The sequence below is a fragment of the Spongorhabdus nitratireducens genome (assembly GCA_947387575.1).
Lineage (GTDB): Bacteria > Pseudomonadota > Gammaproteobacteria > Pseudomonadales > Endozoicomonadaceae > CANDOC01.
Genome location: CANDOC010000003.1, coordinates 371,921 through 388,395, shown reverse-complemented (window position 1 = coordinate 388,395; position 16,475 = coordinate 371,921). Strand labels below are relative to the sequence as shown.

Genomic DNA, 16,475 nt, shown 5'->3' with positions numbered 1-16,475 from the left:
AAATGCTAACCACACTTCATTCCATTGGTATATATGCTATCTATTTCATAGTTTTCTCAAAGGTTATAGAAAAAGAACAATGTTGGGCTGTGCTTTTTTCAAAAAAAAGAATCTTTGTTTGCTCTTCGCTATTTTCCTTTTTTCGTTTCAATTAGAAGCTGCTATTGAAGTTAAAGGCAATGATTTGCAGCTTGATGTTGAATTATCCGGTAAAAGAAAATTCAAGGATCAGGTTTTTTGGTTTGAAATAGAGTTTGATTGTCCATTAAGAAATACTAGTGCTAATGAATTTTTGGTTGTTTTCTTGAAAGAGTGTGTGAAAAAGAGACAGGATGCGTTTACGCTTTGCCGGGCAGGTTTTGATGCTGGCTGTGATCGTAAATTTTCTTTGTCTTTTTGTGAGCGCAGGGGCAATAACCTAGTTTTTATAATAAAGATTCCGAGAGAATCACAAGTTATGGGGATGGATGGAGCGGGGTATGTTATAGACGTTGTACATTCAGTAATCAAGGCAGTCGAAGCCGAAATAGAAGAAGATGAGGGAAGGTATTCAGAAGAAAAGAATGCTTTTTATGCTATTTGGCGGCAGTATTCAGATGGATTTGAACCTAGTATTACTACGGAAAAACATAAAGATTCTCTTGAGTCATCTAAAAAACAAAAAAGCAGCAGAAAAAGAAGGGGAGAGGTTAGTTCTACCGCTGATGTGCCAAAACCCAAGTCCCCACGAGTATCTTCTACAAAAAAAAGAAAGGCTGTAAAGCCCCAAAAAGGTAAAAAACGCAGTCGAAAAAAGGTGGTCTGCAGGAAAGAGGGATTTGAGGACAAAATTAAACTGCCATGTACTCAAGACATTAAGTTTTCTCATCAAGTCAATTTGGCTTCTGAGTCTTACTGGGTTGAGTCAGAAGCTGCTGAAGATCTCATTTTAACGCCTTGTAAGTGTCCAGCTATCACTATCTCTGCAGTTTCCCCAAGTGTGTTTTCTGGTCGAGAAAAGCTGGAAGATGATGATATACCTGAAACAATGTCGCGTACTGACTTCAGTATGTTTGCTCATCTTGGTAATGCCTTGAAACGTCCGGTGGGCAGAGCGCAGTTTATTGCTGGTCAAGGGAGGTATTATCCATGGGTTCTCAGCCAGATGGAGAAAATCGTATCCACGCAGAACACCTTATATCAGCCAGATCTGGATGATGCCAAACTCAGGTCGGAGCTGCTTGATTGGGCATTTTTTGAAACAGGTTTTAATTGGCGGAAGATTCCGCTGGAAAGGAGAACCAGAAAGGGATGGAGCTGGTGCATGCCATGGATGTCACGTCAGGTTTTTGGTCAGTACCCTGTAATAGTGATGAATCAGTATTATAACTTCAAGCAAAAAGAAAGAGGAACTCTGACTGATTTTGACTTCTATTGTGCTTGCCCTGAAGCTTATATATGGTTGCGTGGTTTTAGTGAATGTAAGGATTTTGTCGAATGTGATCTATCAGAAGAGCAATATCTTCATATATGCCGTTTTCTAAATAAGGCAGTAGTAGATTCTGGTGCTGATAATATATTGTGGAGCAATCTGAAAAATATTCAGATTCAGGAGGCAAGGCTAGAATCAGAAGATATTGCAGGCTTGTTGCGGGACTTTAAATCTGTTGTCAGTGAGGTTGGTAGTAATGAAGAAAAAAAGAGTGAGGCTTTAAAAACAGCTACTATGATTTTAGCGTCAGCAAAATTGATGTCTGATTTTACTGGCGGGCCGGAATTTATTGCAGAGCTTGAAGCACTGGTTAAATCTCTTTCTTCAGTGAGTATGGTCTCTATTGACTGCTTTGATCAACTACCTCACCGTTTTGATGCAGTACGCGAGGATATCAGAAAATGCTATTCAGGGTATTCTCATGAAGCAGACACTGTAGCAATGTGTGAAGAAGTTCTGCAGGTGATCCGAGGAGGAAATATCACAATTGGGAAGGCTTTCTCGCAAGAAAGATTTACACGACTGTTTTGTATGATGCTCTACTGTGCTGAAACAGCACAGGATCTGACTGTTGGATGTTTGTTGGAGAAAAATGAAGAGGCTTTTGAGCAGATTTTTTCAACGCAGGGTGCTCTTTTGGATGACGAAAAATATACGGCGCTTGGTTGCGATATGGAACAAATAATTAAGTGTGTAAAAACGGTTTATCCTGAAACAGTGGGAAGATATTAAAAAAACTCGGTGGGTTTTACATGTAAATAAAGCTTCTTTGAAGTCACGAAGAAGTTGGAGTCAGGCTTTTTTGTGAATATAAAAAAGCGGTAACTCATAAGAATTACCGCTTTTTTAATTGGTGGAGACGGCGGGAATTGAACCCGCGTCCGCCAGTCCGCTGCCCTTGGCCCTACATGCTTAGGTCAGTCTATTAATTTCGCCTCAACCGACCCGACGACCAGGGTGGAGAAGGCTAGCCCCTTAAGTTTTAACCAATCCACCCGGGGCGGGCTTCATGGCGAGCTCATCTTCGATTTCAGACGCAAACAATCAATGAGCGAATCGATGCGTCCGCGACCCTGTAGGTTTTTAAGCTACAGCAACGGCCCAGCTGTCATTGGCAGCAGGACGGTCGAAGTTTGCTAGTTTGGTAGCAATTACGTTTTTGTAGCTTTGATTTACGAGAGCACTACCCTCTCGACATGCACCTTGGGTTTTGTAACCGTCGTCGAATCCAAATCGTCCCCGGAAACTTTTATCTCTGTTAAGAGAATACCCCTGTGAACAGTCTGGCAGAGACTCTTCACAGCAACCCTTGCTGAATCAACAGCTTAGGCTGAATACGTGAAAACGCATTCTACTTCAATATATAGGGTGTGCGTCAACCGATTTCAAGTTAACGCAGAACAAAAGTCTTTAACGCGGGATGAAAGTCTTAACGACGACTGCTCATAACCCGTTGTTTTTCAATATTCCACTCACGCTCTTTGCTGGATGCTCGCTTGTCGTGTTCTTTCTTACCGGTTGCCAAAGCAATCTGGCATTTAACCAGATGCTGCTTCCAGTACAGCTTAACCGCCACGCAGGTGTGACCTTTCTGCTGGGTTACCGCAAACAGTTTTGCCAGCTCGCGCTTGTGCAGCAGCAGCTTGCGATCCCGGGTCGGTTCGGCATAAACATGGGTGGAAGCTGTATTTAGCGGTGTGATATGCACCCCGATCAGCCAGGCTTCGCCGTCCTTCAGCAGGACATAGCTGTCCGTAATCTGCACTTTTCCCATGCGCAGACTTTTGACTTCCCATCCAGCCAGAGAAACGCCAGCCTCAAAAGTCTCATTGAGGTGGTAATCATGGCGGGCTTTTTTGTTGACGATGATACTTGAGCCGCCGTCACCGGCTTTTTTCGCTTTCTTGGCCATGGCGCGAATTATATGTGTGTCGTGACAAATACGCTATAAAGCGACGGGTGGTAGAAACCGAATTCTCCCCGATATATCCTGAGCCACTTTAAAATGTGACTTTACAGGCTGTCTCTGGAGGCTGGATGACCACCATTAATCGCTCCGCACTGGTTATGCATTCTGCGCAGAATATGTATGCGCTGGTCAGTGATGTGGAGCGTTACACGGAATTTTTGGAAGGATGCACCGAAGCACGCATCCTGAAGCAGGAAGGTGATCTGGTCGAAGCGCGGCTGACAGTGGTCAGAGCCGGTATCGAACGTTCTTTTATGACCCGCAATACCATGACTGAGGGCGTTTCCATCGAAATGAACCTGCTGGATGGCCCGCTTGGCAACCTGTCTGGTCGCTGGGATTTCAAACCGTTGGGAGATGATGCCTGCAAGGTAAGCCTGAGTCTTTCATTCAGTCTGGGAGGCGGTGTTTCCGAGGCTGCGGTAGGTAAAATTGTGGATCAGACAGCCAATAATATGGTGGATACTTTCTGCAAACGGGCAGATGTCCTGTTCAATTAAGCGAGGAGTATATGACTCAAAAAGAAAGTACAGGGCACGTTGCCAGCGATAACAGCACGAGCGAAATTCAGGTCGAAGTAGCCTACGCCCGGCCTGATGAGCAGGTGATTGTACCGCTGACTGTTCCGGCAGGCACAACAGTATTTGAAGCCGCCCAGCGCTCGGGTATCACAGAAAAATTCCCGGAAATCGAACTGGGCAGTGCCAAAATGGGAATTTTTGGCAAAACAGTGCCTAAGCCGCAGGAGCGGGCTCTGGAAAATGGCGAACGGGTAGAAATCTACCGGCCGCTGATTGCCGATCCCAAAGAGGTTCGCCGGCGCCGGGCAGAAAAAGCCAAGGCAGCGCGCGGCTGATCAACAGGAGTCCGGGCTTGAGTTATTACTGGCCCGGAGTCATGCCAGGAACAAAGTCACCACTGAACCCTGCGAGGCTATCGCCTTCAAACAGAATGGTCAGGGTTTGCTGTTCCCGCGGCTTGTTGCCTTTCTGGATGCTGTAGACAAAATCCCAGCGATCCTGGTTGAAAGTGTCTTCCAGCAGCGGGTTGCCCAGCACGAAGCGGACCTGGTTACGGGTCATTCCGGGCTTCAGCTTGTCAATCATGTCCTGGGTAATGATATTACCCTGCTGGATATTGATGCGATAAGCTCCGGGGAAACCCAGTGTGCGTTGTTCTGTGTCAGCCCAGCCGGCGCAACCGCTTAAGACAGCCGATGTCAGAATGGCGGCCAGGGGGAGTAGTTTTGTTTGTATCACGGTCTACTAACTGTTGGTTTTTCAATCCTGAAGCGAAATGAGATAATAACGCCCTTTTTCGCATCAGGTAAGGGTTAAGTACATTATCTGCTATTACTCATGCCAATGAACTATAGCCGGTTAATGTATGATGCTAAGCCGGATACACCCGAAATCACTGCTTTTCGGGATAATTTCACATGCTGCAGTGTTGAGACGGAGCCTGCAGATTTTGTCTGCTGATGGTAAAACATGCTGCTGAAAATAGCCGCAGAAGGCATTCAGTGGTAGCGTTCGTACTGCAGATGTGAGCATGGTCAATAAAGGGATATATGGTGGAGAATCAAGAGTTACGTAAAGCCGGACTGAAAGTGACCCTGCCGCGGGTCAAAATCCTGCAGATTCTCGAAAGCGCTAAAGACCGGCACATGAGTGCTGAAGATGTCTACAAAGCGTTGCTGGAAGCTGAGGAAGATGTGGGTCTGGCAACCGTTTACCGGGTACTGACTCAGTTTGAGAGTGCTGGCCTGGTGGTTCGTCATAACTTCGACGGTGGCCACTCTGTATTTGAACTGTCCCGTGGTGATCACCATGATCACATGGTATGCATGGAAACCGGGCAGATCGTTGAATTCTTCGATTCCGAAATCGAGAAGCGGCAGCAGGCTATTGCTGAAAAGCATGGCTTTGAGCTGGTTGAGCACAATCTGGTGCTGTACGTAAGGCCGAAAAAGAAGTCCTGAGCCATGATGGCGCTGGTTCGGTCAGCCGCACTGGCAGGCTTCAAGCAAAAGCTGGAAAAAGATGGAGTAAAGCCGGCTGATTTGTTCGATCAGCTGGCTTTACCTCTGAACCTGCTGGATGACCCTGATGAGCTGATCAGTCAGCAGCTTAAAGTCCGTTTGCTGGAACAGGCTGCCGTGATGACCGAGCACCCGAACTGGGGTTTGGAACTGGGTTATCAGCAGAATGTAGCGATGCTCGGCTCTGTCGGTGTGTTACTTCAGCAAAGTGAAAATATCAGGGAAGCGCTTGAATTGATCGGGCGTTCACTTCACCGGCAGGCCCAGCATGTGGAGTTCATGCTGATTGAAACCGGTGATGCTGCCCTGCTGCGGTTCCGGTATATGGAATCGGTCTCCCGTCACTCCCGTCAGGCCAATGATATGGCCATCGGGATAACCTACAGTGCCCTTAACTTTCTGTGCGGTCGCAAGGTACCGCTACGGGCTGTTGAGTTTACCCACCCTCAATCAGAATACACTGCTGATCTGCAGTGGTTGTTTGATACCCGTCTTTTCTTTGGTAATGACTATTGCGGTTTGCTGCTGGATCGTAGTTACCTGGATCTGCCTGTTGCCGGACGGTCCATAGAAATCCAGCGTATGGTGCAGTCATTCCTGCAGACAACGTACCCGAATGACTTGCCGGGACAGGTGTGCTGGGTTTTAGGCAATATGCTTCCTCTGGAAGCCATCTCCCTGAATCTTGTGGCTACAAGCATGGGCATGAGTGCCCGAACCCTTCAGCGCCGCTTGCTGGAAAACGATGTTGCATTTAAAACGCTGCTGGATACGGTACGGGTGAATCTGGTCTGCCTGTACCTGCGAGAAGGGCGCCTTAACCTGACCCATATTGCCCAGATGGTTGGTTATGCGCATCAAAGTGCCCTGAGTCGCAGCTTTAAGCGGATCAAAGGCATCACACCTTCACAGTGGCTCTCGCTGGAGCGGGAACAAGTCTCTCAGGCTCTCTCATAGTTTCCATAGCCTCCCTTTTTGGCGTGAACTGATAAATGCTTGGCGCCAAATGGTAAAACCTGCCCTCAAACGCCATTTACTCTTTTGTTATGTTGATTTCCTGAATGTCCTGTATTGATGATCGTATCAAGAGGTGGCTGTAGATCAGGAAACCCTTACCGGCAGGCTTTGATGTAGCTGATGCGGGTTGTTGATAAGTGAATGTGATGGGAGGAACTATGAGTCAGACAGCAACCGTTGATTCGATCACTAAAGAAGAGGCACCGCATTCTGTGGATAAAGTTGAAATCATAAAGGACACCAGACCCGGGATCGTTTCAGAGAAAGCTGGCGCAGATACTATTCGCGCGATGCTGACAGAGTGTCTGGATATGCAAAAGAGTGCATATCAGAAAAGTCCGGTACCCGAATATGAACAACGGGTCGAAGACTTGAATAATCTGGAACGTCTAGTGCGAGAGAACCAGGAGGAAATCATTCAGGCGATCAATGCTGATTTTGGGAATCGCTCTCGTCATGAAACCTTGCTGGCAGAAATTATGGGTGTGCTGGATAGTATCAAGCACGCACGAAAATCACTGAAAAAGTGGATGAAGCCGATTCGGCGCTCTGTGGATATGACGCTGTTTCCGGGTGGAAAGAACCGCCTGATTGCTCAACCCAAAGGTGTTGTCGGGATTGTTGTACCCTGGAACTTTCCGCTGTATCTGACTTTTGGTCCGTTGATCCCGGTGCTGGCTGCAGGCAACAGGGCGATGATAAAAATGTCGACTAATTCACGACAGCTGTCACAGCTGCTGGCAAAGCTGATGGAAAAGTATTTGCCTGCAGAGAAAGTCACCCTGCTTGAAGAGACGGGTGGCGTTGGACGTGTATTCTCAACCCTGCCATTCGATCATATTGTTTTTACCGGTTCTGGCGCTACAGGTAGTAGCGTTATGCAGGCCGCAGCCAAAAACCTGACACCGGTTACCCTTGAGTTGGGTGGCAAGTCACCTTGCGTTATTGCGCCTGATTACGATATTCAGAAAGCGGCCGAACGACTGTTGTTTTTTAAACTGTTCAATGCCGGGCAGATTTGCGTCACAGTCGATTACCTGTTTGTGTCGGACAACAAGCGTGAGCAGTTCATCAAAGCTGCTCAAAGTATTGTGCCTAAACGTTATCCGGATATTAACGGCGCTGATTACACATCGATCATTGATGATGCGGCCTATGAGCGACTGGAACAAACCCTGCAGGATGCAAAAGACAAGGGCGCTACCCTGATCAACTTGACTCCGGGGCAGCAGCCAAACCGTGAACTGCGCAAAATGCCTCCGCATCTGGTGCTTGATGTTACCGATGATATGAGAATCATGCAGGAAGAAATTTTTGGCCCGCTGTTGCCGGTCAAAACCTATAGCAGCGAGCATGATGTTGTTACCTATATCAATGACAGGGATCGTCCACTGGCTTTTTACCCCTTCACTAACGACAGGCAGTTACAGGATTTTTATATCACTCATACCATGTCGGGTGGCGTGACCGTTAATGATGTTGCCTGCCATGTGCAGCAGCATGACCTGCCATTTGGTGGCATCGGGGCCAGTGGTATGGGGCACTATCACGGCTATGAAGGGTTTGTTGAGTTTTCCAAAATGCGGCCGGTATTTTATCAGCCGAAGTTTTCTGCACTGAAATTACTGGCACCGCCTTACGGAGCACGTGTTAGTAAAATGCTGGATTTTATGCTGAAGATGACCCGTTGATTTCTTAAGGGTAAACGTATTATCTGCTTGAAAGGCCGCGCTGCGGCCTTTTTTACTGGCTGTATATGTGCTCTTCCAGCAAGGCTCTCTCTGCATATTGGGTCATACAGTGAAGACAAAGATAGAGTTTGTGTTCCTTCAGGTGAATTTCGAATTCATCAGGGCCATGGCAGGTTTTGCCACAGGTTTTGCAATAATGATGGTCTATCTCTGCCAGTTTAAGCTGCCTCGCTGGAATGACGTAGGGAGGGACACAGTGACAATCATCATTTGGAGCCCATCGATAACCATGTTCTGTCAATACATGATCAGACAGTGACCGGATGGTATGAGAGGGGAAATTGCATATGCTGCAGCTATACAAAAAACCATGTTGTAAATAGTAGTGCAGCAGTAGCGCTATTCTTTCACTGCATTGGGTACCACACTCCCGGCAGTAATGATGTTTGTTGTAGTAGTGCTGGAATAGCTGCTCCTTATAACTGAAAGTACTGCGACAGTGATGACATTTTAAAGGCCTGATAATGCCAGGGTTTCTACGGCATAGAGGGCACCACCCTGTTTGTTGAGTGTGGACTCGCCAGCTTTGAAGACACTGATAATGTATGTTTTTTTTACAACATTGAGTGCTTTTGATCCGCTCTGTTGAGCTCAGATAGCCAATGCAAATAGGGCATTCTTCTTTCTCCGGATCATTGGCCAATTCTTCCGTTGATTCTGTACCAACACCTTGAAATGTGAAATTGCCTGTATCAAATGAGGCGTTTAAAGTCGCTGTCAGTTGTGCTTCTGTCTGAGTCCCTTTGAGAGACCAGTCTCCTGCTTCTGTTGTTATTGAGATAGCAAAAGAAAACAGAAAACATATGATGACTCCATGCTGAAGAAAGCGCAGAGAAACCCTCGACGCTGTTAAACAAATTGAGCGTTGTTCCATATTTTTAAGCTTTATATTGTTGGTATCTCAGGAGAACAGCAAAGCAGAAAATATGAAATTTAGTGCGGTATTTTTTGGTCGACTCTTGTAATTGAGCGCTATATACTCAATCTCAAACAACTGTCCGCTTGGTCAGTTTTACAGCTTGATGAAGGCTGGATTACAAAAATAAGAAAAAAGAAAGAACAAATTATGCGGTACCAGCAGTATAAAAATAACAAAGCATGCAGTATCAGCGTCTTTCAGACCTTCCTGCTCGCCAGTCATTCTGCTTCCCGCTTCGGATGTTTGTTTTCGTGGTGCAGACCCTCCGGAAAAGTACCGGATCGCACTTTATCAATCTGATCTCAAACCAAAGGTTTTATCTGCAGCTCATTTCGGTGTGTTGCGGTAAATCAGCAGCTGAACCGGTTTCAGCTCTGGAGTGAAGGGCTTTGGGGAGCTCTTTGCTGTTCATGGCGCTGTTACAGTGACATGTCACTGCTTTCGGCACTGTGAAAGTTTGTGTGCGTATTCAGGTAATACGCGACCGTTACGCAGAATAACAATAAAAGTGACAACGCATTCAGCACAGCAGGGATTACATAATAATGAAAAAATCACGTTCTATCCGTCTGTCGCAGCTGGCTCTGGCGGTCGGCCTTGGTATCTCGGCGATGAACAGCCAGGCGATACAGTTTGACCTGATGGACGGGGAAGTAACCGGAAGTCTGGATACGACAGTCAGTGCCGGTATCAGTGTCAGTACCGAGGATCCCCGCAAAGACCTCATGGCCCCTAATGGGGGAATGGGAGGCAACGGACCTTCGGTAACCGCTGATGATATGCGCCAGAATTTCAAGAAAGGCGATGTAATCTCCAATCAGTACAAAGTTTTCTCCGAGCTAAGCCTGGATTATGAAAACTACTCAGTTCGAATCAGTGGTAAGGCCTGGTATGACCATTGGCTGGAAACCAAAAATGGCCGTTTCAAGGATTTTGACGACAGTGGTTGGGCGAAGCTGGCCAAATTCAAGGGTGTAGAGCTGCTTGATGCCTATGTTGCCGGTGCCTACGATATCGGTGAGATGCCGCTGGATGTTCGGGTTGGCAAGCAGGTTGTCAGCTGGGGTGAAAGTACATTTATTCTCGGTGGTATCAATGCCATCAACCCGCTGGATGCTGCAGCATTTAACCGCCCGGGTGTTGAAATCAAGGAAGGCTTGCTGCCGGTTGAAATGGTATATGCAAGCCTTGGCCTGACAGATACTGTGACACTGGAAGCGTTTTATCAGCTGAAGTGGCGTGCCACAGTACTTGATGGCTGCGGTACTTTCTTTGCGCCTACCGATATTATTCAGCCGGGATGTGGACCTGTTTACCTCAGTTCATCCCTGCCTGAGAGCACTCAGAAACAGCTTAATTTGTATGGTCCTCACCTGAGCGATAACTCACCCAAGGATAGTGGTCAGTGGGGGGCGTCAATCAAGTACTATGCGGACTGGCTGAATGCGACAGAGTTTGGTGCTTATTTTATTAATTACCATAACCGTACGCCGAATGCGTCCGGTTTCTATGGCAAAGAGCTGCCAGGCATGTTTGGTGGTCCTGCTGCCCCCAGCCCCGGATATTCAACACCGGATAACGCCGCAAAGTACTTTGCTGACTATGTGGAAAATATCCGCTTGTATGGCCTGAGCTTCAACACCAGTCTGGAGTCTGGCTGGTCATTAAGCGGTGAGGTATCACATCGCCCCAATGCCCCGATTCAGTTAAATGCCAATAACCTGCTGGTTAGGGGGATTAGTCTGGGCGGTAACCCTGCAAATGCCGGACAACCACTGATAGGTTATCACCGTAAACCGGTTACCCAGGTTCAGTTCACCTTGATGAATACTTACCCGCAGGTGCTTGGAGCTGGCTCCCTGAACGTGATTGGTGAGGTGGGTTATACCCATATCAGCAGCTTGGGTGATGAACTGTATGGTCGCAGCACCGCTTTTGGTAGCAATAACGGAACAGCCAACTGCCAGTCTGATCCGAACCTGACGGACAAGTACTGTGAAAAAGATGGCTATATCACCAGTGACTCCTGGGGCTACAGACTGCGTGCCTCTCTCAACTATGGCAACCTGATTCCAGGTGCCGATGTTGTTCCGTCTCTGGCATTCCGTCATGACGTTGATGGTTATTCCAGCAACTTCTCTGAAGACCAGAAGGCGGTGACTTTAGGTCTGGCTTCAACCTGGTATAACGCCTACAAGGTTTCCCTTTCTTATACCAACTTCTTTGATGGTGGTAAGTACAGCCTGAAGGACGACCGTGACAATGTAGCCTTTAGCGTGAGTGCGACCTTCTAAGGCTTTTTCAAAACCTGATATCTGATGCTGGCAGGGAAAACCTGTCAGCCGGGAAATCAGAAAAGCGAAAAGCAGAAAAAAGATAGTCAGCGAGTTGGAATCCGGGGGGATAAGGTTTCCGGCTCGTATAAGAACAGGATAATGACAATGAAAGCAATCAAGAAAACCTTTCAGCTCAGTACTCTGGCGCTGGCTCTGACCACAGGTTATGCGCTGGCTGCAACTGACGCTGTACCGACTGCAGCTCATGACAAAAAGCTGACACCTGTGGGTGCTGAAATTGCGGGTAACAAAGACGGAAGCATTCCTGCCTGGACCGGTGGCCTCAAGCCTTCAGAAGGCGCGATGAAAGCGGATGGTAGTCTGGAAAACCCATTTGTCGGTGAAAAGCCTTTGTTCACCATTACCGCCAAAAATGTTGAACAGTACAAAGACAAGCTGACCCCGGGTCAGCAGGCCATGTTCAAGCGTTATCCGGATACTTTTACCATGGCTGTATATCCGACTCACCGTACAGCCAGTTATCCACAGAAAATCTATGATGCCAGCAGCAAAAACCATGGGGCTGTGAAGCTGGCAGCCAATGGTAATGGTTTGTCGGCTGAGTACTTTGAAGGTGTGCCCTTTATTGCTCCCAATAATGCACTGGAGGTGATCTGGAACCACGTTACTCGCTACCGTGGTGGCAGCTTTGACCGTGAAAGCAGTAACTTCACTGTTCAGGCAAACGGCACATATCAGCAGACAGGATATCGGGATGTTGCTCACTTTGCCTCTAACATCGAGGGATGGAAACCTGATAGCAATATTCTGTTCTACTACAAATCTAAAACTCTGAGACCGGCTCGACTATCCGGTGAAGTGTTGCTGGTTCACGAAACTCTGGATCAGGATGCTGAATCCCGTAAAGCGTGGAAATACCTGCCATCAATTCGTCGTGTAAAGCGTGCGCCGACGGTTGCTTTTGATAACCCGCGTTCCAACTCCCAGAACCTGAAGACCAGTGATAACTACGATATGTTTAACGGCTCTCCCAAGCTGTACGACTGGGAGCTGGTGGGTAAGAAAGAGATCTACATTCCATATAACAACTACGCCCTGATGGATAAGTCGGTCAAGGTTGAAGACCTGATAAAACCGGGGCATCTGGTTTCTGACAAGGTACGTTATGAGCTGCACCGGGTGTGGGAAGTCAAGGCGAAGCTGAAAAAAGGTATGCGTCACGTTTACTCTGCCCGTACCCTGTACATGGATGAGGATACCTGGCAGGTTGTTGCCAGTGACCAATATGACGGTCAGGGTAACCTGTGGCGTGTAGGTCTGGGCTACAGTGTTCAGTACAACCCTGCGCAGGTTCACTGGCTGGCGGGTGAGGGTCTGTATGACCTGCCGTCTGGTCGTTACGTGTTGGAAGGTATGGTTGTCGATACCAAAGGTACAACCGAGTTTGATACGGCTGCATCCAAGAAAGACTACACGCCGGCTGCGATTCGTCGCTGGGGTAAGTAAAGCCTGAACGGACCTGAATAAAAAAACCCCGCATGTCGCGGGGTTTTTTTATAAGCAACAAATGGGCTTTCAGGCGCTTAATGCTATATTCCCCTGTGCCAGCTCGAGCATTTCGCGAGCATGGTTGAGGGTTTTCTCTGTCAGTGTCTGACCTCCCAGCATTCGAGCCACTTCCGATATACGTTGATCAGACGTCAGTGGTTTGATTTCTGTGCGGGTAGAATTCTTGGTCTGCTTCTTTCTGATAAACAGATGTTGGTGCCCTTGTGAAGCAACCTGTGGTTGATGGGTTACACACAGTACCTGTCCGGTTTCACCAATATCTCGCAGTAGTCGACCAACGACTTCTGCAGTGCCACCACTGATGCCCACATCCACTTCATCAAAGACCAGTGTTGGCGTCCGGGATGTTCGGGCAGCAATCACTTGTATGGCCAGACTGATACGGGACAGTTCACCACCGGAAGCTACCTTTTGAAGCGGAGCAGGAGGCTGGCCCGGGTTGGATGTCACCAGAAACTCAACCTGTTCAAGGCCGTGAGGTGATGGTTTGCTGATCTCATCCGAGCTCAAGTGGATCTCAAAGCGGCCATTTGGCATACCCAGTCCACGCATATGACGGGAAATATCCTTTTCCAGCTTGAGCGCTGCACGCTTACGGGTTTTGCTCAGTTTTTCAGCAACATTTTTCCAGTCAGACTCCAGTCGTATTAACTCAGCCTGCATCTGTTCGATAAGTTCGTCGTTCTGACTGAAAGAGTTCAGTTGCTGCTGTAACTGCTGTTGAAACAGATATAGTTCGTCAGGTTGTACCCGATGCTTACGGGCCAGGTCATAAATAACCGATAATCGGGCCTCTACTTCCATCTGGCGTTGTGGATCGGCGTCAAAGCTGTCAGCAAAGTGATTAAGCTCGGTTGCAGCTTCTTCTACCTGAATCAGGGCTGTGGTCAGCATATCGCGGGCATTGCTGAATGAGGGGTGATTATTGTCGCATTCTTCAAGCAAGCGCTGAGCCTGCTGTAATACCTGAATGGCACTGCTGTCATCTTCCCGGCAGAGGTTCAGGGTTTGGTGACAGGCATGCAGTACAGTTCCGGCACTGGCCAGCTGTCGCTGCTCGACTTCAAGTGACTCCAGCTCGTTCTCTCCAAGTGCCAGTGCTTCAAATTCCTGTAGCTGATAGCCCAGTAGTTGCTGCTGGGCTGATTGTTGGTGGCTGTCTTCAACAAACTGTTTAAGCCGGTTTTGGCATTCACTCCACTGTCGCCAGGCATTCATGACGATTTCTGCCTGCTTGCGGGCATTGGCGCAGTTATCCAACAGGCGGCGATGAGTGTCTTTCTGAAGCAGGGATTGATGTTCGTGCTGACTGTGAATATCGATCAGCTGTTCACCAATCTGTTTGAGGTCACTGAGCGGGCAGGGGGTGCCATTGATATAGCCACGGGAGCGACCTTCGCGGGTAATAACCCGGCGCAGGATACAGCTGTCACCATTATCGAGCTCATGCTCCTGCAGCCATTTCAGGGCATCAGGACAGTTATACAGGTCAAAGCTGGCACTGATATCCGCCCGCTTCTCACCAGCTCGAATGGCATGACAATCGGCCCGGTCTCCCAGAGTGAGCCCCAGAGCATCCAGCATAATAGACTTACCGGCCCCGGTTTCACCGGTCATTACAGTCATTCCGGGGGTAATGTCCAGATCCAGCCGGTCTACAATGGCAAAGTCGCGAATCGACAGGTGCGTCAGCATGCAGTTATCCTGCTTTCAGTTTATTGCTTACTGTTTATTTGTACAGTATAGCGACCGAGTGAGGATTTCTGCAATGGAGGTTTTTTAACTTATATCAAGCTAATGGCTCCCGGCTCATATCAGAGTGCTGCGTACTGTCGTTGTTGTGAGCCGGGAGTTATCTGGAAAGATAACAATATTTTGCCTGTGACGTGATCAGGGACAGGCACCAAACAGGCCTTTTATGAAACTATCTTTGATTTCTGCCTTAGCATAGGCAGATAGCACCGTCCTGATCGCCCCGATTTGTTTTTTGCGGTCAGAAGGAACTCCATCTGCAGTAAGTCCTTGCCATATAGCGACAAGTTCGGGGTTTCCCTCACGTTCAAATGATACTATTGCATCCTCTATTACAGATTTTCTTAACTGTGTGAGGTATTTCTTTTCGTATTTTTCGGGGTGCTGCTTGTTAAACGTCTGACGTGCCCGTCCTTCATTAATGAGTGACTTGAGTGGTTCCAGCACAGGCTGGCAGTCAAGGACTACTTTTTCTTCCAATTCTTCCAGCCCGGGAACGGCCTTAGGCCTGCTTGCTTCGGCATGAATACCATATTTCATTTTGAAACAAACCCACAACTGATGATCGTTGGCGCTTGGGGAGAAATAGACAGAGTTGACCGGCTTTACAATCACACCCTCGGCTTTATCGTCTTCATCAGGAGGGCTTGCGCTCCCTGAAAACAGGGTGGAAATCAGTTCCGGGTTATAGTCAAGTGCTTGTCCCATTGTGCATTGAGCCAGCAAGGGGACAGCCGGCATGTGGGCATAGATACGCATTTCCTGAAAAGTTTCGTGATCAACAATCCTGCATTCCATGCCGCCTGCAGAAGGACGAACCACGGCAATATCAAAAACCCGGTATTGATCTGGCTGTTTGGTGTAGCTAGGGCTTTTAAACTTAGTGGTTGTACCAAAGAATTCACCATATACGACCAGCAGTTCCCCTGGCTGACAAAAGTGCTCAAATATTGAACGGATTTTTTGTCGGTAATCCTTAGCGTTTGTCTCATCATCGCCACAGTACAACAGCTCCTTATATTTTCCCTTGATTCCTGATGTTTCTCCCATAAATTGGTGATGTGAGCCTGGACGTACTTCTTGACCATTTGTGGTCAGGCAAACCAGTGAACCATTCATTTTTTCGGTAACGATCCACGAACATTGGCAAGATGGCTCTGCCCGGACGCTATCTTTAAAGTGGTCTGCCATGCGGCTCAAGTGCGGATATTCATGGAATTCCATTTTTGCTGCTGGCGCTGTTGCAGCAGCAACGGAGAGCTGAAGCTTGTCCGGTACTGAGCGGGGCTTACAGGCATCAAGCTGGATGTTATAGGTGTCTTTTTGATCTGATGCTGTACAAATGTCCTGTCCCAGCATCGATAAATCCAGTGAATCGTCGCTACTGATCGTTACCGCGTCAATAAGTTCGGAAGCTTCAAAGCACCAGGTATTGGCATCCAGCTGCACCCACTGGCCTTCTGTGTTATGTCCCTGGCTTTGAATCGTCAGTCGAGTACCCCAGTCGGGATCGGAACCTGTATCCGTGGTATGGACAACAGCCAGCTTGGCTGTAGTGTCATTAGAGAAGAGTTTTATCCAGTGAATCTGGACAGCAGCTTCAACAACAAAAGGAGTTACCAGAAAGAGGAAGGCAATACAGTTAAGGCTGCCTCTTATGTATTGTTTTAGCGACATAGAATTGCACCC

General features: G+C 47.9%; 13 protein-coding genes and 1 other RNA gene. 8 read left to right on the top strand and 6 right to left on the bottom strand.

The window, feature by feature from the left end:
* Positions 1-79: 79 nt before the first annotated feature.
* On the top strand, positions 80-2,203 hold the full coding sequence (locus tag ACYZZ0_RS08265; RefSeq protein ID WP_461536128.1) for a hypothetical protein: 2,124 nt from the start codon (positions 80-82) through the stop codon (positions 2,201-2,203).
* Between the two features lie 119 nt (positions 2,204-2,322).
* Here ACYZZ0_RS08265 and ssrA read toward each other — a convergent pair.
* Together ssrA and smpB are read right to left on the bottom strand one after the other, a co-directional pair.
* Positions 2,323-2,712: a transfer-messenger RNA gene (gene ssrA / locus ACYZZ0_RS08260) on the bottom strand.
* 188 nt (positions 2,713-2,900) lie between these two features.
* The gene (smpB, locus tag ACYZZ0_RS08255) at positions 2,901-3,383 is read right to left on the bottom strand and encodes an SsrA-binding protein SmpB (protein WP_461536127.1); all 483 of its coding nucleotides are present in this window, start codon (positions 3,381-3,383) and stop codon (positions 2,901-2,903) included.
* Positions 3,384-3,508: 125 nt separating this feature from the next.
* On the opposite strand from smpB, the gene ACYZZ0_RS08250 reads away from it, so the two are divergent.
* Together ACYZZ0_RS08250 and ACYZZ0_RS08245 are read left to right on the top strand one after the other, a co-directional pair.
* The gene (locus ACYZZ0_RS08250) at positions 3,509-3,940 is read left to right on the top strand and encodes a type II toxin-antitoxin system RatA family toxin (protein ID WP_461536126.1); all 432 of its coding nucleotides are present in this window, start codon (positions 3,509-3,511) and stop codon (positions 3,938-3,940) included.
* Between the two features lie 11 nt (positions 3,941-3,951).
* Positions 3,952-4,296, top strand: a complete 345-nt coding sequence (locus tag ACYZZ0_RS08245; RefSeq protein ID WP_461536125.1) for an RnfH family protein — start codon at positions 3,952-3,954, stop codon at positions 4,294-4,296.
* A 25-nt stretch (positions 4,297-4,321) separates the two neighbouring features.
* Here the strand turns inward: ACYZZ0_RS08245 and ACYZZ0_RS08240 are convergent, their stop codons facing one another.
* The gene (locus tag ACYZZ0_RS08240) at positions 4,322-4,699 is read right to left on the bottom strand and encodes an outer membrane protein assembly factor BamE (RefSeq protein ID WP_461536124.1); all 378 of its coding nucleotides are present in this window, start codon (positions 4,697-4,699) and stop codon (positions 4,322-4,324) included.
* Between the two features lie 311 nt (positions 4,700-5,010).
* Here ACYZZ0_RS08240 and fur point away from each other — a divergent pair, with 311 nt between their 5' ends.
* The 3 genes from fur to ACYZZ0_RS08225 all read left to right on the top strand — a co-directional run bounded on the left by fur (position 5,011) and on the right by ACYZZ0_RS08225 (position 8,189).
* Positions 5,011-5,421, top strand: coding sequence for a ferric iron uptake transcriptional regulator (gene fur / locus ACYZZ0_RS08235; protein WP_461536123.1), 411 nt, complete (start codon positions 5,011-5,013; stop codon positions 5,419-5,421).
* Between the two features lie 3 nt (positions 5,422-5,424).
* Positions 5,425-6,438, top strand: a complete 1,014-nt coding sequence (locus ACYZZ0_RS08230) for an AraC family transcriptional regulator (RefSeq protein ID WP_461536122.1) — start codon at positions 5,425-5,427, stop codon at positions 6,436-6,438.
* Between the two features lie 218 nt (positions 6,439-6,656).
* Complete coding sequence (locus ACYZZ0_RS08225; RefSeq protein ID WP_461536121.1) at positions 6,657-8,189, top strand: coniferyl aldehyde dehydrogenase; 1,533 nt, start codon at positions 6,657-6,659, stop codon at positions 8,187-8,189.
* Positions 8,190-8,241: 52 nt separating this feature from the next.
* Here the strand turns inward: ACYZZ0_RS08225 and ACYZZ0_RS08220 are convergent, their stop codons facing one another.
* Entirely contained in the window at positions 8,242-9,123 is an 882-nt protein-coding gene (locus ACYZZ0_RS08220; protein ID WP_461536120.1) for an RING finger domain-containing protein, read from the bottom strand.
* A 590-nt stretch (positions 9,124-9,713) separates the two neighbouring features.
* On the opposite strand from ACYZZ0_RS08220, the gene ACYZZ0_RS08215 reads away from it, so the two are divergent.
* Positions 9,714-11,462, top strand: coding sequence for a DUF1302 domain-containing protein (locus ACYZZ0_RS08215; protein ID WP_461536119.1), 1,749 nt, complete (start codon positions 9,714-9,716; stop codon positions 11,460-11,462).
* Positions 11,463-11,609: 147 nt separating this feature from the next.
* A complete protein-coding gene (locus tag ACYZZ0_RS08210; protein WP_461536118.1) occupies positions 11,610-12,971 on the top strand; it encodes a DUF1329 domain-containing protein in 1,362 nt (453 codons plus the stop codon).
* 69 nt (positions 12,972-13,040) lie between these two features.
* On the opposite strand, the gene recN is transcribed toward ACYZZ0_RS08210, so the two are convergent.
* Positions 13,041-14,729, bottom strand: coding sequence for a DNA repair protein RecN (recN, locus tag ACYZZ0_RS08205; protein ID WP_461536117.1), 1,689 nt, complete (start codon positions 14,727-14,729; stop codon positions 13,041-13,043).
* 195 nt (positions 14,730-14,924) lie between these two features.
* Positions 14,925-16,463, bottom strand: coding sequence for an RNA ligase family protein (locus ACYZZ0_RS08200; RefSeq protein WP_461536116.1), 1,539 nt, complete (start codon positions 16,461-16,463; stop codon positions 14,925-14,927).
* Positions 16,464-16,475: the final 12 nt, after the last annotated feature.

Excerpts from the sequence above, each read along its gene's own strand:
- ACYZZ0_RS08265 (WP_461536128.1), top strand. The coding sequence starts at position 80 with ATGTTGGGCTGTGCTTTTTTCAAAAAAAAGAATCTTTGTTTGCTCTTC.
- smpB (WP_461536127.1), bottom strand. The coding sequence starts at position 3,383 with ATGGCCAAGAAAGCGAAAAAAGCCGGTGACGGCGGCTCAAGTATCATC.
- ACYZZ0_RS08250 (WP_461536126.1), top strand. The coding sequence starts at position 3,509 with ATGACCACCATTAATCGCTCCGCACTGGTTATGCATTCTGCGCAGAAT.
- ACYZZ0_RS08245 (WP_461536125.1), top strand. The coding sequence starts at position 3,952 with ATGACTCAAAAAGAAAGTACAGGGCACGTTGCCAGCGATAACAGCACG.
- fur (WP_461536123.1), top strand. The coding sequence starts at position 5,011 with ATGGTGGAGAATCAAGAGTTACGTAAAGCCGGACTGAAAGTGACCCTG.
- ACYZZ0_RS08230 (WP_461536122.1), top strand. The coding sequence starts at position 5,425 with ATGATGGCGCTGGTTCGGTCAGCCGCACTGGCAGGCTTCAAGCAAAAG.
- ACYZZ0_RS08225 (WP_461536121.1), top strand. The coding sequence starts at position 6,657 with ATGAGTCAGACAGCAACCGTTGATTCGATCACTAAAGAAGAGGCACCG.
- ACYZZ0_RS08220 (WP_461536120.1), bottom strand. The coding sequence starts at position 9,123 with ATGGAACAACGCTCAATTTGTTTAACAGCGTCGAGGGTTTCTCTGCGC.
- ACYZZ0_RS08215 (WP_461536119.1), top strand. The coding sequence starts at position 9,714 with ATGAAAAAATCACGTTCTATCCGTCTGTCGCAGCTGGCTCTGGCGGTC.
- ACYZZ0_RS08210 (WP_461536118.1), top strand. The coding sequence starts at position 11,610 with ATGAAAGCAATCAAGAAAACCTTTCAGCTCAGTACTCTGGCGCTGGCT.
- recN (WP_461536117.1), bottom strand. The coding sequence starts at position 14,729 with ATGCTGACGCACCTGTCGATTCGCGACTTTGCCATTGTAGACCGGCTG.
- ACYZZ0_RS08200 (WP_461536116.1), bottom strand. The coding sequence starts at position 16,463 with ATGTCGCTAAAACAATACATAAGAGGCAGCCTTAACTGTATTGCCTTC.